At 37.9% G+C, this 25,290-nt stretch carries 27 protein-coding genes, 6 tRNA genes and 2 rRNA genes; 30 read left to right on the forward strand and 5 right to left on the reverse strand.

Annotated elements, in window-relative coordinates; genetic code table 11:
• From ACFP65_RS02870 to ACFP65_RS02900, 7 genes are all read left to right on the forward strand, one after another.
• Window positions 1-82: ribosomal RNA gene (locus ACFP65_RS02870) — 23S ribosomal RNA — on the forward strand; the annotation flags it as partial.
• A 109-nt stretch (window positions 83-191) separates the two neighbouring features.
• Window positions 192-307: ribosomal RNA gene (gene rrf, locus ACFP65_RS02875) — 5S ribosomal RNA — on the forward strand.
• Window positions 308-341: 34 nt separating this feature from the next.
• Window positions 342-414, forward strand: a tRNA-Asn gene (locus ACFP65_RS02880).
• Window positions 415-436: 22 nt separating this feature from the next.
• Window positions 437-509, forward strand: a tRNA-Thr gene (locus tag ACFP65_RS02885).
• A gap of 467 nt (window positions 510-976) precedes the next feature.
• On the forward strand, window positions 977-1,999 hold the full coding sequence (locus ACFP65_RS02890; protein WP_379915712.1) for a glycosyltransferase family 4 protein: 1,023 nt from the start codon (window positions 977-979) through the stop codon (window positions 1,997-1,999).
• Window positions 1,980-3,029 carry a lysylphosphatidylglycerol synthase transmembrane domain-containing protein gene (locus tag ACFP65_RS02895; RefSeq protein ID WP_379915714.1) on the forward strand — a complete coding sequence of 350 codons (1,050 nt, stop codon included), beginning with the start codon at window positions 1,980-1,982 and terminating at the stop codon, window positions 3,027-3,029. The genes ACFP65_RS02890 and ACFP65_RS02895 overlap by 20 nt, the downstream gene beginning before the upstream one ends.
• Before the next feature lie 149 nt (window positions 3,030-3,178).
• Window positions 3,179-3,643, forward strand: coding sequence for a DUF2798 domain-containing protein (locus ACFP65_RS02900; RefSeq protein ID WP_379915716.1), 465 nt, complete (start codon window positions 3,179-3,181; stop codon window positions 3,641-3,643).
• 119 nt (window positions 3,644-3,762) lie between these two features.
• Here ACFP65_RS02900 and ACFP65_RS02905 read toward each other — a convergent pair whose 3' ends face one another.
• Together ACFP65_RS02905 and ACFP65_RS02910 are read right to left on the reverse strand one after the other, a co-directional pair.
• Window positions 3,763-4,974 (reverse strand): cation:proton antiporter, encoded by a 1,212-nt coding sequence (locus tag ACFP65_RS02905; protein ID WP_379915718.1) that lies wholly within the window; start codon window positions 4,972-4,974, stop codon window positions 3,763-3,765.
• A gap of 31 nt (window positions 4,975-5,005) precedes the next feature.
• Window positions 5,006-5,362: a hypothetical protein gene (locus ACFP65_RS02910; protein WP_379915719.1), complete on the reverse strand. Its 357-nt coding sequence runs from the start codon at window positions 5,360-5,362 to the stop codon at window positions 5,006-5,008.
• A 228-nt stretch (window positions 5,363-5,590) separates the two neighbouring features.
• Between ACFP65_RS02910 and ACFP65_RS02915 the strand changes: the two genes are divergently transcribed.
• From ACFP65_RS02915 to ACFP65_RS02975, 13 genes are all read left to right on the forward strand, one after another.
• Window positions 5,591-5,866 carry a GNAT family N-acetyltransferase gene (locus tag ACFP65_RS02915; RefSeq protein ID WP_379915721.1) on the forward strand — a complete coding sequence of 92 codons (276 nt, stop codon included), beginning with the start codon at window positions 5,591-5,593 and terminating at the stop codon, window positions 5,864-5,866.
• Window positions 5,867-5,953: 87 nt separating this feature from the next.
• Window positions 5,954-6,025: transfer RNA gene (locus ACFP65_RS02920), tRNA-Glu, on the forward strand.
• Between the two features lie 35 nt (window positions 6,026-6,060).
• Window positions 6,061-6,133, forward strand: a tRNA-Thr gene (locus ACFP65_RS02925).
• A 31-nt stretch (window positions 6,134-6,164) separates the two neighbouring features.
• Window positions 6,165-6,245 (forward strand) — tRNA-Tyr (locus ACFP65_RS02930).
• Window positions 6,246-6,250: 5 nt separating this feature from the next.
• Window positions 6,251-6,323, forward strand: a tRNA-Gln gene (locus tag ACFP65_RS02935).
• A gap of 155 nt (window positions 6,324-6,478) precedes the next feature.
• On the forward strand, window positions 6,479-7,339 hold the full coding sequence (cdaA, locus tag ACFP65_RS02940; protein WP_379915723.1) for a diadenylate cyclase CdaA: 861 nt from the start codon (window positions 6,479-6,481) through the stop codon (window positions 7,337-7,339).
• Window positions 7,336-8,346, forward strand: coding sequence for a YbbR-like domain-containing protein (locus tag ACFP65_RS02945; RefSeq protein ID WP_379915725.1), 1,011 nt, complete (start codon window positions 7,336-7,338; stop codon window positions 8,344-8,346). The genes cdaA and ACFP65_RS02945 overlap by 4 nt, the downstream gene beginning before the upstream one ends.
• A 40-nt stretch (window positions 8,347-8,386) precedes the next feature.
• Window positions 8,387-9,739: a phosphoglucosamine mutase gene (gene glmM, locus ACFP65_RS02950; protein WP_379915727.1), complete on the forward strand. Its 1,353-nt coding sequence runs from the start codon at window positions 8,387-8,389 to the stop codon at window positions 9,737-9,739.
• A 130-nt stretch (window positions 9,740-9,869) separates the two neighbouring features.
• On the forward strand, window positions 9,870-10,766 hold the full coding sequence (locus tag ACFP65_RS02955; protein ID WP_379915729.1) for a hypothetical protein: 897 nt from the start codon (window positions 9,870-9,872) through the stop codon (window positions 10,764-10,766).
• A 79-nt stretch (window positions 10,767-10,845) separates the two neighbouring features.
• Window positions 10,846-11,397, forward strand: coding sequence for a hypothetical protein (locus ACFP65_RS02960; RefSeq protein ID WP_379915731.1), 552 nt, complete (start codon window positions 10,846-10,848; stop codon window positions 11,395-11,397).
• A 17-nt stretch (window positions 11,398-11,414) separates the two neighbouring features.
• Window positions 11,415-12,107, forward strand: coding sequence for a DUF975 family protein (locus ACFP65_RS02965; protein ID WP_379915732.1), 693 nt, complete (start codon window positions 11,415-11,417; stop codon window positions 12,105-12,107).
• A gap of 294 nt (window positions 12,108-12,401) precedes the next feature.
• Window positions 12,402-12,881, forward strand: a complete 480-nt coding sequence (locus ACFP65_RS02970) for an S-ribosylhomocysteine lyase (RefSeq protein WP_379915734.1) — start codon at window positions 12,402-12,404, stop codon at window positions 12,879-12,881.
• Between the two features lie 94 nt (window positions 12,882-12,975).
• Window positions 12,976-14,277, forward strand: coding sequence for a M20 family metallo-hydrolase (locus ACFP65_RS02975; RefSeq protein WP_379915736.1), 1,302 nt, complete (start codon window positions 12,976-12,978; stop codon window positions 14,275-14,277).
• Between the two features lie 56 nt (window positions 14,278-14,333).
• Here ACFP65_RS02975 and ACFP65_RS02980 read toward each other — a convergent pair whose 3' ends face one another.
• Complete coding sequence (locus ACFP65_RS02980; protein WP_379915738.1) at window positions 14,334-15,047, reverse strand: zinc metallopeptidase; 714 nt, start codon at window positions 15,045-15,047, stop codon at window positions 14,334-14,336.
• A gap of 288 nt (window positions 15,048-15,335) precedes the next feature.
• On the opposite strand from ACFP65_RS02980, the gene ACFP65_RS02985 reads away from it, so the two are divergent.
• The 6 genes from ACFP65_RS02985 (at window position 15,336) to ACFP65_RS03010 (ending at window position 21,040) form a co-directional block, all read left to right on the forward strand.
• Window positions 15,336-15,866, forward strand: a complete 531-nt coding sequence (locus tag ACFP65_RS02985; protein ID WP_379915740.1) for an isochorismatase family protein — start codon at window positions 15,336-15,338, stop codon at window positions 15,864-15,866.
• A 26-nt stretch (window positions 15,867-15,892) separates the two neighbouring features.
• On the forward strand, window positions 15,893-16,042 hold the full coding sequence (locus ACFP65_RS02990) for a hypothetical protein (protein ID WP_379915742.1): 150 nt from the start codon (window positions 15,893-15,895) through the stop codon (window positions 16,040-16,042).
• Between the two features lie 138 nt (window positions 16,043-16,180).
• Window positions 16,181-17,353: a galactokinase gene (locus ACFP65_RS02995; protein WP_379915744.1), complete on the forward strand. Its 1,173-nt coding sequence runs from the start codon at window positions 16,181-16,183 to the stop codon at window positions 17,351-17,353.
• A complete protein-coding gene (galT, locus tag ACFP65_RS03000) occupies window positions 17,350-18,867 on the forward strand; it encodes a UDP-glucose--hexose-1-phosphate uridylyltransferase (RefSeq protein WP_379915746.1) in 1,518 nt (505 codons plus the stop codon). The genes ACFP65_RS02995 and galT overlap by 4 nt, the downstream gene beginning before the upstream one ends.
• 54 nt (window positions 18,868-18,921) lie before the next feature.
• A complete protein-coding gene (locus ACFP65_RS03005; RefSeq protein ID WP_379915748.1) occupies window positions 18,922-19,971 on the forward strand; it encodes an aldose epimerase family protein in 1,050 nt (349 codons plus the stop codon).
• A gap of 76 nt (window positions 19,972-20,047) precedes the next feature.
• Window positions 20,048-21,040 carry a LacI family DNA-binding transcriptional regulator gene (locus ACFP65_RS03010; protein WP_379915750.1) on the forward strand — a complete coding sequence of 331 codons (993 nt, stop codon included), beginning with the start codon at window positions 20,048-20,050 and terminating at the stop codon, window positions 21,038-21,040.
• Window positions 21,041-21,090: 50 nt separating this feature from the next.
• Here the strand turns inward: ACFP65_RS03010 and ACFP65_RS03015 are convergent, their stop codons facing one another.
• Complete coding sequence (locus tag ACFP65_RS03015; protein ID WP_379915752.1) at window positions 21,091-21,825, reverse strand: NAD-dependent epimerase/dehydratase family protein; 735 nt, start codon at window positions 21,823-21,825, stop codon at window positions 21,091-21,093.
• Window positions 21,826-21,945: 120 nt separating this feature from the next.
• Window positions 21,946-22,137 carry a CsbD family protein gene (locus ACFP65_RS03020; RefSeq protein WP_379915754.1) on the reverse strand — a complete coding sequence of 64 codons (192 nt, stop codon included), beginning with the start codon at window positions 22,135-22,137 and terminating at the stop codon, window positions 21,946-21,948.
• Window positions 22,138-22,320: 183 nt separating this feature from the next.
• On the opposite strand from ACFP65_RS03020, the gene tsaB reads away from it, so the two are divergent.
• The 4 genes from tsaB to tsaD are packed head-to-tail and all read left to right on the forward strand — an operon-like array spanning window position 22,321 to window position 25,124.
• Complete coding sequence (tsaB, locus tag ACFP65_RS03025) at window positions 22,321-23,046, forward strand: tRNA (adenosine(37)-N6)-threonylcarbamoyltransferase complex dimerization subunit type 1 TsaB (RefSeq protein WP_379915755.1); 726 nt, start codon at window positions 22,321-22,323, stop codon at window positions 23,044-23,046.
• Window positions 23,033-23,608 (forward strand): ribosomal protein S18-alanine N-acetyltransferase, encoded by a 576-nt coding sequence (gene rimI, locus ACFP65_RS03030; protein ID WP_379915757.1) that lies wholly within the window; start codon window positions 23,033-23,035, stop codon window positions 23,606-23,608. The genes tsaB and rimI (ACFP65_RS03030) overlap by 14 nt, the downstream gene beginning before the upstream one ends.
• 27 nt (window positions 23,609-23,635) lie before the next feature.
• Entirely contained in the window at window positions 23,636-24,103 is a 468-nt protein-coding gene (rimI, locus tag ACFP65_RS03035) for a ribosomal protein S18-alanine N-acetyltransferase (protein WP_379915759.1), read from the forward strand.
• 16 nt (window positions 24,104-24,119) lie between these two features.
• Window positions 24,120-25,124: a tRNA (adenosine(37)-N6)-threonylcarbamoyltransferase complex transferase subunit TsaD gene (gene tsaD / locus ACFP65_RS03040; protein WP_379915761.1), complete on the forward strand. Its 1,005-nt coding sequence runs from the start codon at window positions 24,120-24,122 to the stop codon at window positions 25,122-25,124.
• Window positions 25,125-25,290: the final 166 nt, after the last annotated feature.

The following is a 25,290-nucleotide window of genomic DNA, read 5'->3' on the forward strand; positions in this document are numbered from 1 at the left end:
GATGATCAGGTAGATAGGCTGGAAGTGGAAGTACAGTGATGTATGGAGCGGACCAGTACTAATCGATCGAGGACTTAACCACAAAACGGGGTTAAGAGTATGAAAGTGTTGGATCAAAACATGTGCGTGAACAGTCAACTATCTAGTTTTCAGAGAACGGAGTTCTCTTTTAAAAAGAAAAAGAGTCATTGTGCGGTAATGATGGCGGGAAGGATCCACCTGTTCCCATTCCGAACACAGCCGTTAAGCTTCCCAGCGCCGAGGATAGTGAGGGGTTTCCCCTTGTGAAAGCAGGACGTTGCCGTGCAGTTCTTTTTTTTTATCTAATACCATTTTTTGATTCCGCAATAGCTCAGTTGGTAGAGCGCGCGACTGTTAATCGCGTTGTCGCAGGTTCGAGCCCTGCTTGCGGAGTTTTTATTTGCAAAAAATATCAGCCGCTTTAGCTCAGTAGGTAGAGCGCATCCATGGTAAGGATGAGGTCGCCGGTTCGAATCCGGCAAGTGGCTTTTATGAGACAACGTCCTTGGGCGTTGTCTTTTTTTGATGAGCCCGGTATGAGAGACAACAAGGAATAGTTGAACTTACAGAAGTCAGTTCTTTCTATAGTATTATAGAGGTGATTTAAGGATAGTTAAAAGAAGGGAAAGACGTTGATTGGATAACTGTTACAAAAGAGAATAACTGTACGGATCTGTACGTACGAAGGTGTGAGAAGTCGCGTTCGTCACCCCCACCTACTTGATTCTTTTTAATTAGAAATCAGCATAAAAGTTAGATTAAATCACTACCACCTAATTGTTAAATTTATGTTTAATCGGTCTAAGGTCTAATGTCAATAAGAACAGGTTTTGGTATACTATCTACTGACCAGAAGTTTATCGGAATAAGAGTTAAAAAATGAAAGCATCTCTTTAAGGTCAGAAAGAAATAATAGTAGTATTTGAAAGATATTAAAGGGAAATAGAGGTAAATGATGATTAGACTAAATATGCTGTCGTCAGCAGAAAAAGTTAAGGGCCAAGGCGTTGGCTCAGCTTATAGAGAATTTATCAACCTACTGAATAAGGATGATTCAAATACATATGAATTAACAGTTAATAAAAATATAAAAGCCGATATTACACATTACCATACAGTGGATTTTTGGTTTTATCTATCTACATTCTCCAGAAAAAAAAGAGGAATAAGAGTAGGTCATGTCCACTTTTTACCGGAAACATTGGAAGGTAGTTTACAGCTACCTTTTCTCATAAAGAAGATTTTCAATAGATACCTTCTCTCATTTTATAAAAGAATGGATAAACTGGTGGTCGTCAATCCCGCTTTTATTCCTAAATTAGAAGCGCATGGAATCAAGAAGGAAAAAGTAACGTATATTCCAAACTTTGTAGCAAAAGAAGTTTTCTACCCGATGAATATTCAAGAAAAACTGGCTACTAGAGAAACCTTGAGTATACCGAAAGACACGTTTGTGGTGATGGGAGCCGGACAAATCCAGCATCGTAAAGGGATACTAGATTTTATTGCAGTCTCAAAGCAACTCCCTCAGGTTCAATTTATCTGGGTGGGAGGCTTTTCGTTTGGGAAAATGACTGCAGGATACGAAGAATTGAAAAAGATTTTTGATCATCCGCCGAAGAATGTCTACTTTACAGGTATTATTGATCGCGCTTCAATGAATGATTACTATAATGTATCCAATTTATTATTTATGCCTTCTTATAATGAACTGTTTCCAATGACCATTTTGGAGGCTATGAGTAGTGGTCTTCCTATTTTAACTAGAGATTTAGAGTTATACGAGGCAATATTAGAAGGATACTATATTAAGGGACAGACAGTAACTGAATTTGCGGCCTCTATTGAGCAATTAAGGGTAAACCAAGATCATTACCAGGATACAAAAGGAAAAGCGCGTAAGGGAGCACAATATTACTCTGAAGACCGACTTTGGAATATATGGAAGGACTATTATCATGAAATCTATAGGCATTGAATTAAAGAAAAATAAGCTGATAAGCTTGTTATTAGTTCTTGGGGTCAGCGTTGGTTATATCATATTTCATTTTAGAGATATTGATGTACATGCTGCGGTAAAGAATCTACGACAAGTAGAAGTTAGATGGTTACTCATAGGCATGCTCATTATGTGTGCTTACTGGTTTTTAGAAGCTATGGTACTTCGAAGAATCACTAGAAAAGTGGATAGTCCTCAAACTGTTTGGGAGTCTGTCAAAATTACAATGATCGGACAGTTCTTCAACACCATTACACCATTTGCTAGTGGAGGACAACCCGCTCAATTATTTCTGATGAAAAAAAATGGGATATCTGTTGGTGTAGGCAGTTCAATTCTGCTAATAAAGTTTATCATTTTTCAATCTATGCTCGTTTTAAGTTCGTTCATTGTGTTAGTCTTCGGTTTTGGTTATTTACAAAATAATCCCATTCCTAAATTGAGTCTTTTGATTGTGATTGGATTTGTTTTAAATACAGTCGTGATCATTACGCTTGTAACAATCGCAAAAAGTAAACGAGTCGCCTTTTTTATTGCACATTCAGCATTGAAGCCAGTATCTTTCTTTGTTAAAAAAGAACGATACGAGCTATGGAAATTAAAATTGGATCGTAAACTCCTTTCATTTCATGAGGAAAGCAATCGAATGAGTTTTGATTTAAAGTTGTTATTCCAGTGTAGTCTATTGACGCTAGCACAACTGAGTTTGTTTTTAAGTATTCCATTTTTCATTATACAAGGGCTAGGCATTGAAAACGTTAATTTATTTCAAGTTATTGCCTTTCATGCATTTATTATGATGTTTTCCTCATTGGTTCCTATACCAGGAGGGAGCGGCGGAGCTGAGTATAGTTTTTCTTTGTTATTTGGTCTGATTCTTCAACCAACTATATTGATACTTTGTCTGATATTCTGGCGCATTATCACATATTATAGTTGTTTGATCTTTGGCGCTTTTTTCTTTTTTGCTAAAAGAGGTGAAGTCAACGCAAATACTCTTGAACAATAATAAATTCCTCGCTAGAAATACAGACGACGTAAGTGAGTGTCTGTATTTCTAGTTTTTTTTATTAGTTCGATTATGATAGAATTCTTACTTACGAAATGAGAATCTTTCAGGGTACAATAGCTGGAGCGATTAAATAGATAGGAGAATATATGCCGAATACGAAAAAAGAAAGTTTATATTTTGGTTCAATTATGTGCTTTGGAATGGTATTATTTATGACCATATACAATCTATACTTAAATGGGATGATTGGACACCTTAGTTTTTTAGAAGGAATGGGAGATTTTGTAATTGGATTCTCAATTGCACTCACACTAGATTTGTTCCTGGTAGGTCCAAACGCAAAAAAAATAGCGTTGAAACTTACGGAAAATACTGAGAACCCAATTTTTAAAGTGATTGGGATATCTGTGTGTATGGTTGTAGGGATGGCCTTTTTTATGTCTATATATGGACTAATTTCTACGTATATTCATACAAATAAAGCTACCGGGTCTATCCTGCTTGATTATATGTTTATTTATGGAAAAAACTTAATAGTCGCTTTACCACTGCAATTAATTATAATGGGCCCATTAGTGCGATTTGTTTTTATAAAATTCATTAAAGAGTGAACCTACTTCAAAAACAGGAACAAATCATTCGTAAAAAACAAAATAAATAACCCGGATATTAACGACCTCGATAGGAGTCATTAATATCCGGGTTATTTCGTTAAGGTAAAGATAGTTTTTTAAAAATCTGCAGCTTCTTGTACATTTGACGGGATGGTACCAATTTCGCCGGTTTTACGCAAAACGAGTTTAGTGATGACCGGTCCAGAAAATTCATAAAGCAATGTTGCACTTAAAACAACGGTTCTGATTTGATCAGCATACTCAGGTAAAATACCAGCTGAAATAGCAATCAATCCAATTCCGACACCTGCTTGAGGCAATAGCATAAATCCAAGATAGTTTCTGACGACTTTAGGGGAACGCGTTAGTAAAGCCCCAATATAAGCCCCGAAGAATTTTCCGACAACGCGGAAAACGGTATACATAATTCCAATTAAACCAACAGTTGGAATGATATGAATATCTAACTGTGCACCAGCTAATACAAAAAATAGTATAAAGATTGGAGGTGTAATGCGATCAGAAAATTCCCCCATCTGTGGTGCATCGCTTGAAATATTCGTAAGCACAGTACCAGTCATCATAGCGGAGAGTAACTCTGAAACGCCAAGTCCAACCGAAATACTACTAGACAAAAATACAAAAGCAATCAGCAAACCAAGCTTTTGCCCAGATGTTTTTGTATATTTCAAAGGATACTTCATAGCGAAACCAACAGAAGCACCTATAGCTAGCGCAATAAAGACGCTTAAAATCGGTTGGAGAATTGAAGATAGAACATTGATACTTTCACCGGAGGTGTTCACCAATATTCTAACCGCAGTAGAACAAAAACCAAACAAAATGAGCGCAGTGGCATCATCTAGAGCTGCTACACTTTTGAGCATTTCAGATACTGGTCCTTTTGCGCGATACTCTTTCATAACGAGTAAAATTGAAGTGGGTGCTGTTGCTGCAGCGATTGCTCCCATAATCAGAGAAAATGCTGTATCACTCCCTATGAGCATCAAGGAGCCAGCCACTAGTACCGCTGCTAGTGTAGATTCAATGGCAGCAATAATCAGTGGAGTTAAACCAACTCTTCTCAAATAACTTGCCTTGAATGATAATCCGATGGTAAAAGATATAAAAGCTAATGCAATTTCAGATATAATCTCCATATTGTCAAGAACTGTCTCGGGCATAATATGGAAAAATGATGGACCAATCAACAAGCCACCGAAAATATAGCCTGTAACGGTTGGTAATTTGATCATAGCGGCTACGCGACCGAATAAAGACCCTACAAGTAACATCAGGGCCACGTAAAACATAGTATTGAATTCCAATTTAATCTCTCTTCCTTCCTAGCAAAGTATGTTAATGAAAGCCTTCAGTGAATAAAGTCGGTATGGCAAACAGTACGCCAGTATCCGGATCTGATAGATCTCCGATAACATCTTTAACAACAGTACGTATCGTTTCAATTTGTGACTCGTCTACGATCGTAAAAATCATCTTATTCTCTGAATGATCAGATGTAATAAACGGACGCAAAGTAGAAAGGATTCGAGTGTTTTCAAGTGTAGATAATTGTTGTGCCATACCTACAGAGTTTAATACTGTAGCCGAATCAATACCTGCAGTTGTAAACTCTAAAAGCAACTCATCTAATAGCTCTGTTTTGTTTAATATCATGATGACTAGTATCTTGTGATCTTTAGAAATTTCGGACATAAAAATGTCTCCTCCTTTGGGAAATAACGTTCTTTGGCGCTCTAGCATTATTAGTTTACTCCTCATTTTTTAGATGTCAAATGATTTATGAATGTTTTCAGAAAAAAATTGATTTAAAGCGGTTTTATTGACGATTTGGACATCTTTTCACTTATAAAAGGTAAGATAGAAGTAAATACATTTAAAATATGCTAACATTAATTCCATAATGATTTAGGAGGTAGAAAAATGGAATTTACAAAAGGCGAAAATCGATTTTACAAAGAAGAAGATGAAAAATTGCTTGCGGAAATCACTTTTGTTCCTAATGATAACGTCGTTGCAATAGATCATACATTCGTAGATCCTTCTTTAAGAGGTCAGGGAATAGCAGAACAATTGGTAGATACAGTAGTGGAAGATATGGAGAAACAAGGAAAGAAAATTAAGGCGATTTGTCCGTATGTAGTTGAACTATTTAAGAGAAAATCTGACAAATACAAGACAATCAATATAGATGCATAAAATTTAAAAAAAATTCTATATACTGTTGACAAAAGGGGTATTTCATAATACAATATATCTTGTGTTAAAAAAAGCACGAGATAGAATGGCCCCTTGGTCAAGCGGTTAAGACACCGCCCTTTCACGGCGGTAACACGGGTTCGAATCCCGTAGGGGTCATGTTGGAAATGTGTTTAAGAAATATTTACTTTTGAGCCGGCTTAGCTCAGTAGGTAGAGCAACTGAATCGTAATCAGTGGGTCGAGGGTTCAATTCCTTTAGCCGGCATTCAGGTAAAGCATTTTTTCTAATGTATTTTGGAGGGATAGCGAAGTGGCTAAACGCGGCGGACTGTAAATCCGCTCCTTCGGGTTCGTAGGTTCGAATCCTACTCCCTCCATTTTTTGGGCTATAGCCAAGCGGTAAGGCAGCGGGTTTTGATCCCGTCATTCCCCAGGTTCGAATCCTGGTAGCCCAGTATTTTAAAAGCTAGGTAGCAGCTTCTGCTATCTGGCTTTTTTTTATGACTTTCTTCAAAGATTAAATGTAACAAATTTCGCTTAAATGAACAATAAAATGGCTTAATTATGATATACTTGTTTCGTGCATGTTTAGAATTAGGAGGTGACTTTCATGCCCTTTGATTTATTAACGGATTTTGACTGGTCGCATTTGTTTACGTGGAGAACAGCTATCAATATTGTAGATATTATGATTGTAGCATTCTTTATTTATCAGTTGATTAAAATTGTCCGGGGTACAAGAGCGATTGAGTTGCTCAAAGGTATAGGGGTAATATTATTACTTAAATTATTTAGTGCCGTGTTGCAATTGAATACAACAGAATTTATCGTGAATTTTGTCATTCAATGGTCTGCTTTGGCTTTGATTATTATTTTTCAGCCAGAATTAAGGCGTGGGCTAGAGCATTTAGGTAGAGGTTCTGTTTTTGGTAGAAGAAAGAAAAGTAATCCAAGCGAAGTCGTCGTAGAGGATATGGCACAAGCTATTCAATATATGAGTAAAAGACGAATTGGTGCATTGATTTCTATTGAAATGGAAAGTGGTTTGGACGAATATATTAAAACAGGTATATCAATAGGAGCAGATATCTCTTCTGAACTTTTGATTAATATTTTTATTCCAAACACACCATTACATGACGGTGCAGTCATCATCAAAGATTTCAAGGTTATGACAGCAGCGAGTTATTTACCATTATCTGAGAGTTCAGCGATTCCTAAAAAGTTAGGAACAAGGCATAGAGCTGCGATAGGACTGTCAGAAGTTACTGATGCGATTACGCTGATTGTTTCTGAAGAAACAGGAGAAATTAGTATCGCCCGTAGCGGAAACCTCATCACTGAAATGAGTAGTAACGATGTTGTGGATTATTTAAATAAAGAATTAGTTATGAGTGAAAAAGAAAAAGAGACACAAGGACCGCTACAAAGAGTCGTTGACTCCGTTCGGAAAGGAGTGTCTGGTAAATGAAATGGAACTTGGATAATAACTGGGTAACACGCTTTATTGCGCTGTTCTTTGCGATTTTATTGTTTTCATTTGTTTACTACGAAGAAGCATCTAGAAATCTATCAACTAACCCAACAGATGGTGCTAGTATTACAAGTACCGAAGTGATTACAAATATGCCGATTGATATCAATGTTGATCGAGATCGTTATTTTGTAGCTGGCATACCGGAAACGGCAACGATTCGTCTGGAAGGACCGCAAGCGATATTAACGCAGACGCTAGCTACTCAAAATTTTAATATTGTTACACCTGATCTAAATGAATTAGGCCCTGGATCACATACGGTTCGTTTAGAAGCTGAAGGCATTAGTAGCCAATTAGATTATAGTATCAGTCCATCTGACTTCGCTTTAACAGTTGAACAAAAAAGAGTTGAAGAACACGAAGTACGTGTTGAATTCAATGAATCGACGCATTTAGCTGAAGGATATAGAGCAGGGACACCTGTTTTATCTTCTGAAAGAGTTCGAATCTCCGGAGCTGAGTCAACGATGGATGAGATTGCAGATGTAATGGTCGTTGTTGTACCAGAAGATAGTGGCGTTACAGATGATATAGACATGACTTTGAATGTATTAGTTTTAAATGATATAGGGGATCCTTTGAACGTAAATATAGATCCTCAGCAAATTGACGTGACGATTCCTGTTGAAGGAACACAAAGAACGGTTCCAATCGTTTTAAGAGAAACAGGGACAGTGGATGAAAATTACGAGTATGCACTCGAAATTGCACAAGGAGAACCAGAAAATATCAAAGTAACGGGAGAAACAGACGCTCTTGAGGCGCTGAATAATTTTTCTGTGGAAGTAGATGTTTCAGGCATTACTGAATCAACGGTTCGAACAGTACCTTTAAAATTACCTGAGGGTATCACGGAAACAGATCCTGAAGAGCTAGAAGTATTGATTCGAGTAACAACAGGTGATGAGGAAGCTTCAACGGATGAAGGCACTTCAGAATAAAAATCAGAGTTTTTGTGAATGAAAAGGAGACTATTAAACAATGGGAAAATATTTTGGAACAGATGGAGTAAGAGGAATCGCAAACGCAGAATTAACTCCAGAAATGGCTTTTAAACTTGGTAGATATGGCGGCTATGTGTTAGCTCAACATACAGATGAAAAAAGACCACGCGTATTAGTCGGAAAAGATACTAGAGTATCTGGACGTATGCTAGAGTACTCATTGATTGCTGGATTACTTTCTGTAGGAGCGGAAGTCTTAAGACTTGGCGTATTGACGACTCCTGGGGTCTCTTACTTAACGCGTCAACAAGGCGCAACTGCCGGTATTATGATTTCAGCTTCTCATAACCCTGTTCAAGATAATGGAATTAAGTTCTTTGGAGCAGACGGATTTAAGTTGTCTGACGATCAAGAACAAGAAATCGAGGCATTGATTGATGCTGATGAAGATACTCTACCACGCCCAAGCGCAGATGGTTTAGGAACTTCTGAAGAGTACAAAGAAGGTATGCTGAAATACATCCAATTCTTGACGCAAACAATCTCTGGAGATCTTTCTGGTATCCACGTTGCACTAGACGGTGCTAACGGAGCAGCTAGTCCTTTATTAAATCGTTTATTTGCAGACTTGGATACAGAATTTGATGTAACGGGAGCTTCACCTGATGGATTAAACATCAATAAAGGTGTCGGAAGTACACACCCAGAACATCTTGCAGAATTCTTGCTTGAAAAAGGTGCGGACATTGGATTATCTTTTGATGGCGATGGCGACCGTTTGATTGCTGTTGATGAACTAGGAAATATCGTAGATGGAGATAAAATTCTCTATATTTGTGGTAAATACATGCATGACGAAGGACGTTTAAAGAAAAACACGATTGTTTCTACAGTTATGAGTAATATCGGTTTTTATAAAGCGATTGAAGAACATGATTTAGAATCTGTTAAAACACAGGTTGGCGACCGTTATGTAGTAGAAGAAATGCTTAAAAATGGATACAACCTAGGTGGAGAACAATCAGGACATGTTGTGTTCCTTGATTATCATACAACAGGTGACGGCTTGCTAACAGGTGTTCAATTGCTAAACGTTATGAAACAAACGGGTAAAAAATTGTCTGAATTAGCGGAAGAAGTCGTTACGTATCCGCAAAAATTAGTCAATATTCCTGTTACAGACAAACACAATGTAATGGATAATATCGCAATTAAGACAGTTATCGAAGAAGTCGAAGCGGAGATGGCTGGAAATGGACGTGTACTCGTTCGTCCTAGTGGAACAGAATCACTATTGCGAGTCATGGCAGAAGCAGAGACTGAAGAAGCTGTAGTCAACTATGTAGAACGTATCGCCAATGTTGTACGTGAAGAGCTTGGAACGAATTAATTCAATTTAAAAAGTAAAAGGTCGAAGCATATGCTTTGGCCTTTTTTGTTTAACTCGTTATAGCGAAGAAACAAAACAATCGGTATAATAAAGAACAAAATGAGTCGTCAATCGAAAGAAGGCAAAAAAAGTGATAGAGCTAGACAATCTTTATACGAAATTGACAAGAGTGAAAGAGGAAATGATCGTTAACCAAAAGTATTTAAACCATTGTTTGCAGGCGAAAGCAAATGCAAAACGAGTATACGAATCTTTTACAAAATCATCAGACCAGTATACAAAGCAACAGTTTAAACGTTTTTTAACCAGTTTGATTGGCAGAGAAGAACAATACATAGAAAAAATAGAGCAATCTAGAACCAAAGCCTACAAACATCTGAACGAGTGTACTGAGACATTGGAACAAGCCTATTTAGAACAAGAGCGCTTGGAAAATGAACGTAATCGATTGACGACGCAATTACACGCACTAAAGCAGCAATTGAACGAGACTAGCGGTCCTTATAGAGAAGAAGTGCTTGAAGCATTCAGTGAGAGAAAGCATTTGAGAGAGACCTGCGAAGAGATTGATGAAGCTTTTTACATTGGGCAAAAAATTTTGAGATATGTATACGAAGCGATAGATGCTTTAGATTCTGCAAAGTCCTGGTCAACAGTCGATATGCTTGGAGGAGGATTCTTAACAGATGTGGTTAAATATGATCATATTGATAAAGCGGAATCCATTATGCAAAAAGTAGAAGTTGGTTTAATGCGCTACCAAGAAGAATTGAAAGATGTTTCTTACAGTTGGGATAGCGGATACGAATATCTTTCAAATAGTCATCGTTTAATGGATTTTATGTTAGACAATATCTTTACTGACGTTAGTAACTACAATAAAATCCAAGATAATTTATCGAGTCTTGAAAATCTTTTGAATCAAATCACAACTTCTCAAAATCGACTCAGTGCGCTTAGAAAACAAGTCGAAATAGAGATTGAACAATCACTAGACTTATATGAGCTCGATAAAAATCAGTCTTAAGCATGATAGAATTGACCGAATGGCTTTAGTAAAATAAAGATACAGTTAAACAAGGACAGTATGCTAAAGGATGAATTTGATGATGGATAAAGAAACTCGTATGTTGTTAGAAATAATTGAACACGGGAAAAAAGAGTGTCAGCTGACGGCATTTATTTTGCTTTTAGAGAAAAGTGAAGATCAAGTAGACTGGTCTTACGAAGTTTGGGAAACATTGCTTTCAAGTTTGAAATCATCCAATCTTTACGAGAAGATAGGTGCAAGTCAGCTCTTATGCTACTTATCCATTAGCGATCCTGAACGCAGAATTTTACATAGTTTTCAGGATATCTGGAAGTGTACATATGTGCCAAATCAGGAACTTGCTGAAAGTGTTCTACGAGCAACCTGGAGAATTGGGTTAGCGGGTCCCGACCAAAGAGCTATTTTACTCCAAGCTTATGAAAAACGGTTTATGACGTTATGTGAATCTGAAGATAAAGTAGACCAGTCGACTTGTTGGACGATTTTGGAAAATTTAGAAATATTGAATGAACAACTGCCAGATAGGTCGACAAGTATTTTAATAATTCAACTAAGAAATTTAGAAGTAGCAAATAAAAATATTACAGTTACAAATAAATTGAATTGAAATTGGAGGGTGTTAAGATGTTACCAGTAGGAGAAATTAGAAGATTGGCCAGACAGACGTTACAAGGTAGATGGAAGGAAGCGGCTTTATTAAACATTATTCCAGTATTGATTGGGATTTTGATCGTTGGTGGATCTTCATTAGCTTTTGGTTTTTTTGGTACCAATATATTTAATGGAAATTATATAAATGGAATAACAGAAACAGATACGAATATAACGACGACTATTAGAGAATGGGGAACCAATCTTTTGACAATTGTATTTGCTACCGGTGTTTCCTATACTTTGTTAGATGTGGTTAGAAATCCTAATTATGAAATCGTACCGTTGAGAGACTCAATTCAGGTTTTGAAAAAGGGTCACGCAGTGCCTGTCTTAGCAATGTACATACTGCAGTGGCTTTATACGTTTCTATGGTCGTTTTTGTTTGTTATACCGGGCATTGTTAAAAGTTTTTCGTACGCTCAGACTTATTTCGTTTATAAAGATGCTACAGAGAGTGGGCACTACCTTTCACCAATGGATTGCATAACGCGTAGTAGAGAACTGATGGATGGTCATAAAGGTAGGTTGTTCGTACTAGAATTAAGCTTTATTGGATGGCATTTCGTCGGTGCTTTGACACTAGGTTTGGGTTACCTTTTCATCACACCTTATATTGAGACTTCAAGAGCTATTTTCTATGAAGATATTCTTCGTTCTAGATAATAAAGATGAGAATGAGCGGTGGAAAAATATGAGATATTTCTGCTGATCAAAGTAACGAGAGGGAATGAGCTCTGGACATTTCCAGTGCAAAAAGTCGTATTTTTTCCTAGCCTGTGTCTACTTTAAATACTATACCAATTAAGGATTGAAGAAGTGTCAAATCTGGGGTATGCTGAACTAGTAGATGAATCAATAGGATTAGTTACTGTAGGAAACAGAAGCGGCTTCTCATTTTGTTCATCAAGGTAAAGGATTGCGCACAAAAGTTTAAGCGTAAAAAAGGAGATCAGAACTATGGTAGAAAAAAGAATGAACGTTGAAAGTTTCAACTTAGATCACAATAAAGTCATTGCACCATATGTAAGAGTCGCAGATCGCAAAACAGGTGCGAATGGGGACGTAATTGTTAAATATGATGTTCGCTTCTCACAGCCAAATAAAGAGCATATGGATATGATGGCGGTTCACTCGTTGGAGCATTTGACTGCGGAACATATTCGCAATCATGCAGATTATGTGATTGATTTTGGACCGATGGGATGCCAGACAGGTTTCTACCTTACCGTAATCAACCACGAAAATTACGATGAGATTTTAGATGTACTGAAACGTACAATGGAAGATATTCTAGAAGCTGACGAAGTACCGGCTAGTAACGAGAAACAATGTGGTTGGGCTGCACACCATACCTTAGAAGGTGCTAAAGAAGTTGCACGCGAATTCTTGTCTAAACAACAGGAGTGGCACATTGTCTTTGCAGAAGATGCAAAATAATAGAACGTTTTAAGAGATGATCTAAAAAAGATCATCTCTTTTTTCTCTTTTTAAACATGCTATAATGAATAAAAATCGTTAAGGGGAGATTGAAATGGCAAATCCATACATAGATTTAAGTGAGCGATTATTAAAGACTTATGATGGTACGTTATCGAAAAATGGGGTCTCTGGTAAACGAATAGCGGAACGCTTATCTGTACTGGCCAATATCGGTTTGACGGAAGAGGAAGGGTCTAGACGTCCTGGTTTTTCTTTTCTTGAAAGAGAAGCTAAAGATCAAGTGGTTGGATGGATGAAAGAAGCTGGACTGACAGTTACCGAAGATGGTGCGGGGAACATTTTTGGGAAATTAGAAGGTAAACAGAAAGAAAAACCAGCTGTCTTAAGTGGTTCTCATGTGGACACTGTACCAAACGGGGGACATTTTGACGGAACGATTGGTGTTTTGGCCTCTCTTGAAGTCGCTCAGGCATGGAAAGATACAGGCTATACTCCTGAGAAATCATACGAAGTGGTCGTGTTTACTGATGAAGAAGGGTCTAGATTTAATGGTGGTTTAACCGGTAGCGAAGCAATGGTCGGCGATACAGATATGGAAAAGACGCTTCTACGAAGAGATTATGATGGTCGTTTATTTGAAGAGGTCATCCAAGATGTTGGACTGACTGTTCAAGGCTATCAAGATGCTGGAAGAGACTTATCAGAAATTGAGACTTTCGTAGAAGTGCATATCGAACAAGGAAAGAAACTAGAAAAAGCGGGGCTTCCTTGTGGGGTGGTAACGGGAATAGCAGGACCGTATTGGTTGAAAGTAATGTTTGAAGGGATTGCAGGACACGCTGGAAACACGCCAATGGATGACCGTAAAGATGCCTTAGTTGCAGCTAGTGCGTTTATACAAGAAGTCAGCAGACTGCCACGCACAGTCAATGATTCAGCTGTGGCAACTGTTGGGAATATCCAAGTCAAGCCAAATGGGACAAATGTCATACCTGGAGAGGTCATTATGTATCTTGATATCAGAGATATTTACTTTGACTCTAGGGCAGAGCTGATTGAAAAAATTATCGAAGCCGGTAAAGCGATAGCAGCTGATACTGGGATCTCCTTTGCATACGAAACGGTACATGACGTTGCCCCTTCTCCTGTTCCAAATAACTTGCAGCAGCAATTATCTGAAAGCTGCCGAGCAAATGGAGTAGAGCCTTTTAAATTATCCAGTGGAGCAGGACATGACGCTATGATTCTAGGACGGCACATACCTTCAGCGATGCTGTTTATCCAGAGTAAAGATGGAATCAGTCATAATCCGAAAGAATGGTCTGAACTATCGGATTGTATTCAGACGATTCATGTATTGAAACACTATATTGAAAGCTTACAAAACGGATAACAAAAAAGACGAAATCTCTTAAGTTGAGATTTCGTCTTTTTCATTATATCAATGGTTTATCCACGATTTCGTCCGTTCCCACTGAAAATGAGTACGAGACGCAAGACACTTAAGAATGAAGCAATAGCCGCAGCAACGTACGTTAGAGCCGCAGCGTTCAAGACTTTACGTGCTTGAGGAATTTCTTCTCTACTGAGTAATCCTTGAGTTTCAAGTACTTGAATTGCACGATTCGAAGCATTGAATTCTACTGGTAAAGTAACCAGTTGGAATAGTAAAGTTAGAGAAAATAGTAGAATACCGATATTGACAAGCATTCCACCAGCTTCACCAAAAAAGAACCCTAAGAATAGAATAGGAAAAGCCGCAGTCTGTCCAAAGTTCGTTACCGGCACAAGTGCTGCACGTAGTCTTAATGGACCATAATCATCACGGTCTTGTAAAGCATGCCCCGCTTCGTGAGCTGCTACACCGATTGCGGCAACGGATCTAGAATTTCTTGTCGTATCAGACAAGCGCAAAACGTTTTCTTGAGCGTTATAATGGTCCGTTAAGTTACCACGGATACCTTCCAAACGAACATCCTGAAGATGCGCAACATCTAAAATTTTACGGCAGACTTCTGAAGCCGTAAAGCCGTTTTTGCTATTAACCTCACCGTATTTACGATAAGTGGATTGAACGTACATACTTGCAAAACCTGAAATGACCATACCGATAATAATTAAAATAAATGTGTTATCCCAATATAAAAATGGAAGAAATGGCATGATAGTGACCCCCTAATCAGTCGTGTATTTTATCGTTTACTCGTTTTTTTCACAACTTCATTATACCACAATAAAACCCACGTTTCAGGGATGCCACTGCAATAGTTATGATGATTTTGTGAAGAATAATTAAAACAGTTTCTAAAAAAACTTTCTGAAAATTTTTGCTAACATAATGTTAAAAGTGTAAGATAGATTTATAAATGGCAAATAAATAAGAATGATGAGTGATTGATGAGCTTTGGTTGTAGGGAATAAATAGACTTAACCAATATTAAGGAGGATCCAATGCAGGCGCTGATCGTTTTAGATGCACAAAAAGGCATTTTAAAGAGAAAAGATTTCAACAAAGAATTAGTACATATACATACACTAATAGATGATTTTAAAAAAAGGCAGCAAGTTGTCGTCGCGACAAAACACATACTAGAGGATTCTGGGTCAATATTTGATCCAAGTTCAGTAGATAGTGAATTAGCAGAATCCATCGAACAAATGGACATAAAGATTATAGAAAAAGATTCACCGAACGCTTTATTGAATCATTCTTTACAAGAATATTTAAAGCTCAACCAGGTCAGTCATTTATTTATAGTAGGTTTCAATGCGGAGTATTGTTGCTTGTTTACTTCAATAGCTGGGATAGACAGAGGATATAAGGTCACTTATATAGAAGATGCTTCGGGTTCTGTAAATAACGAGGACACATACGAAATGAAGGGGTTAGACATTGTGGACTTCGTTGGAAGCGTTCTGGACTGGTCTGGAGTTGTTGAAGTTTTATATATGGAAGAGTATAAAGAACAATATTGTCTTTGAAAGGATACTGTTAAGGAGGTGAGTACATGCAAAATGATAGAACAAAATACAAAAAAAGTGCCTTAATATTTGGGGTGGGTGTAATCAGTTTCTTTATCCTAAATATGATAACTAGCGCAATGGGCACGAATCTCTCAGATCCAATCGTTCAAATACTGGAAAGCATCTTTGGGTAAACAGCTTAATTAAAGACCTACGCCTAAGTAACTATTTATTAGGCGTTTTTATTTTGATTCTATTTTTACTAAATTTACTTGTATGTTTTTACTAAAAGGCTTACAATATAATTAAATACAGTTGAAAGAAGGAGTAGCATGGAGACGAAACAATTATTAAGCGGATTCAAAGATGTATTTGGAAAAGACGGAGAACGTGTATTTTTTTCTCCCGGAAGAATTAATTTAATTGGAGAGCATACAGATTATAATGGAGGAAAAGTTTTTCCTTGCGCGATTACAATGGGCACATATGCAGTGGTATCTATGAGAGAGGATCAATCTGTAGCCGCTTATTCAGCGAACTTTCCAGATGATGGTATCATGTATTTTGACTTAACCGATATTTCATATAAAAAAGAAGACAAATGGACGAATTATTTAAAAGGTATGACTCAATACATCCAAGAAAATTATGGTACATTACCTAACGGATTTGACATTTACATTAATGGAAACATCCCAAATGGCGCATCATTATCTTCTTCTGCGTCACTAGAACTCTTGACGGGTGTAGTGATCAGAGAAGTATTCAACTTGGACATTGAACAGCTTGATCTAGTTAAGCTAGGTATGAAAACAGAGAATGAATTTATGGGGTTAAACTCTGGAATACTGGATCAATTTGCAGTCGGGATGGCGAAAAAATCTCACGCCATGTTACTGGATACCAATACATTAGAATATGAGCAAGTGCCTGTAGACTTACCTGATCATAAAATTTTGATTATGAATTCGATGACACGAAGAGAACTTGTCGATTCAGAATACAATCTAAGAAGAAGCCAGTGTGAGGAAGCACTTGAAAAACTTCAGACGGTTTTAGAGATTTCTTCGTTGGGTGAACTATCAGAACAAGAATTTGAAGAGAACAAACAGGTTATTGGTGACGATGTACTTGTTCGTAGAGCCAAACATGCAGTTTATGAAAACAAAAGAACAGAGCGAGCAGCTGATGCCTTAAAGTCAGGAGATTTAAAGACTTTTGGTCAACTGATGAACGAGTCGCACACTTCTTTACATGAAGACTATGAAGTGACGGTTAAAGAAACAGATTTATTAGTGAAATTAGCATGGAAGCAACCAGGTGTTGTGGGCGCTAGAATGACAGGCGGCGGATTTGGTGGATGCTGTATTGCTATCGTAGAACAGGATGCAGTAGAAACTTTTATTGAACAAGTTGAGAAAGCTTATGAAGAAGAGATAGGACATCCGGGCGAGGTTTATATAGCAGAAACAGCGGATGGAACAAAGGAATGGGATCTTGTATGACAGACGTGACTTCAAAAAAGTTGGAAACACAGTCAATCGACCAGACGATTGTGTCATTTATAAAGTATTATCAGACAAATCATAGAATCGATCCTCTAGATAGCATTTACTTTACGAATAAGATAGTAGAGTTGTTAGGTAAAAAAGAGCTGAAGCCAGTTGAAGTACAAGCGGTTTCCGATCCATTAGCTTTACTGGATCAAATGATTGAATATGCTATAGGCCAGAATGTAATCAAAGATACACTATCTGAAAGAGACATCTTGGAATCGAAAATTATGGATGTGATCGTACCGAGACCTTCAGAAGTAAACCGTGCTTTTTGGGATCGATATAAAGACAATAAGCAAGAAGCGACCGATTACTTTTATAAACTCAGTAAAGACAGTAATTATATTAAAACGCGAGAAATCGCTAAAAACATTGAGTACACACATGCAACAGAGTATGGAGAAATTGAGATTACAATCAATCTTTCTAAACCAGAAAAGGATCCAAAACAGATTGCTAAGGCTAAAACAGAGAAATCAGATTATCCAGTGAATCTTCTCTGTATAGAAAACGAAGGGTACGCAGGGAATGCAAATCACCCTGGAAGAACGAATCATCGTATAATCCGATTGGACGTTGCAGGTGAACCCTGGGGATACCAATACTCTCCTTATTTGTATTACAATGAGCACGCGATATTCCTTTCTGAAGAACATCGTGCAATGAATGTTGGAGAAAAAGCGATTCGAAATTTATTAGATATTCTAACAACGTTTCCACATTATTTTGTAGGATCTAACGCGGGTTTACCAATTGTTGGAGGCTCTATTCTCTCTCATGATCACTATCAAGGAGGTAGACATACCTTTGCGCTGGAACGTGCTGAAATGGAGCATACATTTAAATTGAGGGATCTGCCGCAAGTAACAGCAGGAATCGTCAAATGGCCGACGTCTGTTGTTCGCATCCAAAGTACGGATAAGCAGTCTATGGAACAAGCAGCTAAGAAAATCATGACAGCGTGGGGAACATATGAAGATCACTCAGTTGATATCGTCTCTTTCACAGGTCAGACACCACACAATGCGATTACACCTATTGCCAGAATGAGAGGAGATCAATTTGAACTGGACCTAGTGCTTAGAAATAATCGAACATCAGAGGCTTATCCAGACGGTATTTTCCATCCGCATCAATCGGTACAGCACATTAAAAAAGAAAACATCGGCTTAATAGAAGTGATGGGATTAGCTATTTTACCACCAAGACTTGAAAGAGAATTAGATGAAGTACAAAAATATCTTGCAGGACAAGATGTAACAGTAGAAAAAATTCACCAGAAATGGGCAGAGCAGCTTAAAGAAGAACATGGAGAGTTGAACGAAACGACGGCTAATGAAGTGATACGATCTGCTGTTGGAGATGTATTCTTACAAGTTCTAAAAGACGCGGGCGTTTTTAAACGAGATCAGGCTGGAAAAGAGGCATTTAACCGTTTCGCTGAGAGGCTGAAAAAGGTATAATATATAGATGATAACGCTTGCTTAGAAAAGTTATTTAATAGAGGGGGAAGTAGTTTGAAATTAACAACAAAAGCATTTGGATTTTATCTGAATCAAGAAATAACAGAATACACCATAACGAATACGAACGGTGTTTCTCTTTCAGCGATTCCTTACGGTGCAATCGTAACAAAAATCGTAACACCGGATAAAAATGGCAATATAGCAGATATCACTTTGAATGTTGAAAGCCTAGAAGATATGATTGCTTATAGACCCTTTTATGGCGCAACCATCGGAAGAGTGGCTGGACGTATAACAGATGGTCAATATGAGATAGACGGTACGCAAGTTCAATTGGACGTAAATGAAAAAGGGAATCAACTACATGGTGGACCGGCAGGACTGGATACCAAAGTTTTCGAAGTGGAAACAATAGAAGCGTCTGACTCGATCAGCTTAGTATTTTCCTACAAAAGTTTAGCTGGAGAAGAGGGATTTCCAGGGAATTTGGATGTAACTGTTGAATACACATTGAATGACAACAATGAGTGGACGATTGCTTATACAGCAAACACGGATAAGACAACTTTATTTAATCCAACCAATCACATTTATTTTAATTTGAATGGAGATATTCATCAGCCTATACTAAATCACGAACTTCAGTTAAAGAGCTCTAAACATGGTACGCTTGGCGATCGGAATTTGCCAACAGGACAACTGGAAGAATCTAAAGGAACTCCGTTTGATTTTTCTGAACTGAAAGTTCTCGAAGAAGCTGTATTATCAAACGAACCTCAAATCGAATCACTGTCAGGACTCGATCACCCATTTGTACTGGATCAGACAGTAGAAGGACCTCAAGCCATCTTGACAGAAAGCCAAAGTGGTCGTAAAGTGGAAATGTACACAGAGGAACAAAGCGTCGTGATTTTTACGCATAACGCTGAAATGGATGCTTATACGATTAAGGGAAGACCGGCTCCTCAATATGCCGGAATTACACTGGAGACACAAGCTTTACCGGATGCTATAAATCAGGAAGGTTTCGGTAATATCGTTTTACGTCCAGAAGAAACGTATCAGTCTAAGACAACGTATCGTTTCAGTACGATGAAATAATCGAATAAAAATCAAAAAGGTGCTCTTTTGAGCATCTTTTTGTACAATAGGTAAACAAGGAAGGAGGGGTAAGAATATGGCGACATTAAAAGATATAGCTGAAAAGGCAGAAGTTTCTACTTCGACCGTTTCCAGAGTGTTGAATTATGATCCAACACTTTCAGTAGGAGATGAGACAAAAAAAAGAATTTTCGAAGCTGCTGAAGAATTGGAATACAAAAATCATCGTAAGAAAATCACTCAGAAGAAGTATAAAGTTGCGATTGTAAACTGGTATACTGAAGAAGAGGAACTGAACGATCTATATTACTTATCCATTCGTCTGGGAGCAGAACAGCAAGCGCAGTTGATGGATTACGAAATCGTACGCGTTTATCATAGAGAAGAAGAAAAAATGGATAGCGATTTGGCAGGGATTCTAGCAATCGGTAAATTCAGTCCTACTCAAGTTAAAAAGTTGAGAGAACAAGCACCGCATGTTTGCTTCGTGGACTATATACCTGATGACCGTGCAGACGATACTGTTTTGATTGATTTTAAGGAAGCGATGCGCCAAAACATTGATTATCTGATTCAAACAGGACATAAACGGATTGGATTTATAGCGGGAGAAGAATCTTATAGCGACTTTTCCGGTACATGGACAGACCCTAGAACGAATCATGTAAAAAATTACCTTAAGAAAAAGCAACTTTACAATGAGCAATACTTTTTTAAAGGGGCTTTTCGAGTACAAGATGGTAAAGACAATATGGAAAAAGCCATTACAGAACTCGGCAAGGAAAATTTACCTTCTGCATTTATTGCAGCGAATGACGCGATTGCGATCGGGTGTCTCAAGGCTCTTTATGAGCATCAAATTAGAGTTCCCGAAGAAGTTAGTATTATAGGATTCAATGATATCTCAACTGCTAAATACATAACGCCGTCTTTGACTACAGTTAAGGTATATACAGAAGAGATGGGACGTAGTGGCATTCAACTTCTACATGAAAGAATACAAGAAGATAGAGAAGCGACCAAGAGTGTTACAGTCAGTACAAAATTAATTAAAAGAGACAGCGCGTAAAAAAGGTTTACTAGAGTTGATTAAGACTCTAGTAAACCTTTTCTTATTATTTAAAGTTCGAATGCATTATCTTGCGGGTCGTATCCTAATTTCACTCTTGCATGATCGATATCTAGTCTAGGGAAACTATTATTTGAAACACCATTCACGAGTAAATAAGGTTCTTCTAGTTCCGCCTTCAAACAGCAATCAACGAGATGGTTCATATCTCTATAGGAGAAGTAGGATCCTCTAGAACGGAAATCAGCTTCTGGATCAATGTCTTCACCAGGAGATTTATAATCACCGATTCGAATACCAATCGATTCAATGCCTTTTTTGAAAGCATAGTAGCTAGCAAGAGCTTCCAGAAAAACTTTCGATACTCCATAAAGATCATCAGGACGTATAGGGTCGGATGTTTTGACTTGTACATTTTGAGGATAAGCATCGCTCGCATGAATCGAGCTAGCAAAAATGATACGTTTCACACTTTCTGCTTTTTCCGCTGATTGATAGAGATTTTGAGGGAGTTTATAATTCAAATCCAGTAGCCCTTCGTAAAAGTCAGCTTCGGCATCGGGATTTCCGGCTAATTGAATCACATATTCTATTCCATCGAGTACACTGTCCCAGTTTTCTAAAACAGATAAATCCTTTTCAATGATTGTTGTACCTTCTTTTAATTCTTCTGGAAAATCTGAAAAATCAACGTCAGCAAGAACTAAGTCGTAATTATCTTTTAAATGTTTCACTAAGTTTGTTCCAATGGTACCGGTAGCACCGGTGATCAGAATTCGAGTCATAAGTTTTCTCCTTTTATATTTGATTTAAGTAGAGTCCGTTGTAAGAGCTGATCAAAAGTACAAAATCAGCCTACCTTAAAATTGGTAAAAGGTAGGCTGAATAGTTTATAGTCAATTTTCTTAGTGATTATCTTTATCTTCGATGGCTTTTCCGAAAGTTTCGTGGCCTTTGCCTTTAACTTTTTGAGTTTTACCTTCTACTTGTTTGCTCTTGTCATCTGTTGATTTACCGTATTGATCTTTTGCTTCACCAACAATCTTATCTTTAGCACCTTTTAATTTACTTTTCATACTGTCTTTGTTATCTGCCATAGTTGAAAACTCCTTCCAATTTAAATACTGATAAAACGCTTAATCTTTACTACTTCATAATCATAAGGCGATTTATTCTTAAATGCAAAGAATACGCTCATGAAGAGTGTCTCATTAGTTTCTCGGATAGCATAAATATGCTAAACTAGACTAAAGAAAAGGAATTCAGCAAGGAGAAACCAAATGCGCATTCTATCAATGGATACATCTAATCAGGCAATGACTGTTGCCGTAGTAGAAAACGGTATAACAGTGGCAGAACAAACCACAAATGTTAAAAGGAATCATAGTATACAATTGATGCCGACAATACAAAGAGTGATAGCAGACGCGAACTTGACGATTGAAGAAATCGATCGGATTGCTGTAGCTAAAGGACCGGGTTCTTATACTGGAGTCCGAATAGCGGTTACGGTAGCCAAAACACTTGCTTGGACAAGAGAAATAGAACTTGTAGGTGTGTCTAGCTTAAAAGTATTAGCTGGAAACGCGCCTCAAGGGACAGAGGCTTTGGTCGTTCCAATCATGGACGCTAGAAGAGGAAACATCTATACCGGACTTTACCGCTTTGTAGACGGAAAGTTAGAACAACTTGAAAAAGACCAGCACGTCTCTGCAGAAACATGGGTCAATAGGCTTCTAGAAAGAAAAGAACCGATTATAATTGTTGGAACAGATTCAGAAAAACACCGAGAAATATTCCAGCAGTCTTTAAAAGACCGTCTATTAGTCTTGCCAGAATTTCAGCAATTACCAAGAGCTAGCGTGCTTGCATGGATAGGAGCGGAAGAAGAACCGGTTGATGTTCATACATTTGTGCCTGAATACACGAAATTAACAGAAGCAGAAGAAAAATGGAATGAGGCAAATCCTGATAACAAAGGGGGAAGCTTGGTTGAAAAATATTAAACAATGGTTGACTGATAGACTACCTGCACATAAACAACCGCTTCCTGGACCAATAGCGGAGCGTATCAGGTTAGAGCATCCTTTCGTTGCGCTAAGTGACGAACAGTTTTTAAGTGTCAAAATCGCTACGGAAGAGCATATAGACGATATTCTTTTGATTGAGCGTCGCTGCTATGATGGGCTCACGCCATGGAATCGAGCAGCGCTGTTTCACGAGATACGATACAATAAAAATGCTTTTTATATGGTCGTGATGGATCAAAAGAAACCAGTCGCTTTCCTTGGATCTTGGTTTGTCTCAAGAGAGGCTCATATCACGAATATCGCGACAATTCCTGAGTATGAGGGTAGAGGGATAGCCACTTTTTTGATTGAAGAATTGAAACAGATTGCGATTACTGAAAAAATGGATAAAATCAGTTTAGAAGTCCGAGTATCCAATACTCGAGCACAAAGTCTGTATAGGAAAATGCAATTTGCGAATGGGCGAGTTAAAAAAGGATACTATGCAAATGACAAAGAAGATGCATTGGAAATGACGATGATGTTAGCCAATAACTGACCGAAACAGACATGAGGAGCAAACGTGATGGAGATGAATCAATCAAATCTAGTTTATCGTTTTCTGGAGCATCAGGAAGATATCGCAGAAAGACTACACGCCTTATCAGAGGAAAGTTTTGCATTTGGATCCCCTTGGACGATTGAGCAATTTGAGGGTACTTTTGAACAGTCCAATCTATTTTATCTACTTGTTGAATATGAAGGAGAACTCATTGGATTTCTGGGAGGTTCTAAAGTACACTTAGAAGCTGAAGTATATACGATTGTAATCAAAACGGATTTTAAGCGAAACGGTATCGCCACTCAACTGTTGCAAGAAACTAAAAAAAGATTACGAGAAGAAAACGTAACAGAACTATTTTTAGAGGTGCGGATATCGAATGAACCGGCAATCTTATTGTACAAGAAATCTGGTTTTGTCCCTGTTGGCGTTCGATCAAACTATTACTCAAATCCGCGAGAAGACGCTGTTGTATTGAAATGTGAATTATGAAAGTGAGTATATTAGAATGAAAAGAATTTTAGCAATAGAAACAAGTTGTGATGAAACAAGTGCTGCCGTTATAGAAGATGGGACAAAACAATTATCAAATATTGTCGCTTCTCAGATTAAAAGTCATCAGAGATTTGGGGGCGTTGTCCCAGAAGTAGCCAGTCGACATCATGTCGAACAAATGACTATTGTCATGGAAGAAGCGCTAAAGGAAGCGAATACGACTTATGAAGAGCTGGATGCCATTGCAGTTACGGAAGGTCCGGGACTGGTAGGGGCTTTACTCATTGGTGTCAATGCAGCAAAAGCTGTAGCTTATGCACATCAGTTACCGTTGATTCCAGTGAATCACATCATAGGACATATTTATGCTAATCAACTCGTACAGCCGCTAGTATTTCCACTGCTGTCTTTGGTCGTTAGTGGCGGACACACAGAATTGGTCTACATGAGTGAGCCAGGAAAGTATGAGATCATTGGAGAAACAAGAGATGACGCTGCAGGAGAAGCTTATGATAAGGTTGGCAGAGTACTTGGTGTTCCGTATCCTGGAGGAAAACATATTGACGAAATGGCTCACAAAGGAGTCGATACCTTCAAATTCCCAAGAGCAATGATGCAAGATGACACAAATGATTTCAGTTTCAGTGGACTAAAAAGCTCTTTTATCAACACAGTTCATAATGCTGAACAAAAAGGAGACGTGTTAGATCGGAATGATCTGGCAGCGAGTTTCCAAGCAGCTGTTGTTGAAGTATTGGTCAAAAAAACAATTAGATGTGCAAAAGATAAAAAAGTGAAGCAAATTGTACTAGCTGGAGGTGTTGCCGCTAACAAAGGCTTACGTACAGCACTGACACAAGCAGTAGAACAGGAATTATCATCAGTCGAACTTGTGGTACCGCCTCTAGCACTTTGTGGAGATAATGCGGCAATGATTGGTGCAGCTGCTTTTATTGACTCCACTAACCATAACCAACTAGATCTGGCATTAAACGCACAGCCAGGACTAACACTATAAAAAAACCATTCCAAATCTGCTTGGACTCTAAGCGAGTCACTACAGAAATGGAATGGTTTTTATTGGTTCTATAATATCTAGTGTTGGTGAGAATTCGCCAGCACTATTTTTATGTAAAATGAAACAAGCGAGATTCTCTGATAGACTAAAGTTACCACACCAAATC

It is taken from the genome of Marinilactibacillus sp. GCM10026970 (assembly GCF_042660675.1).
Taxonomy (GTDB): domain Bacteria; phylum Bacillota; class Bacilli; order Lactobacillales; family Carnobacteriaceae_A; genus Marinilactibacillus.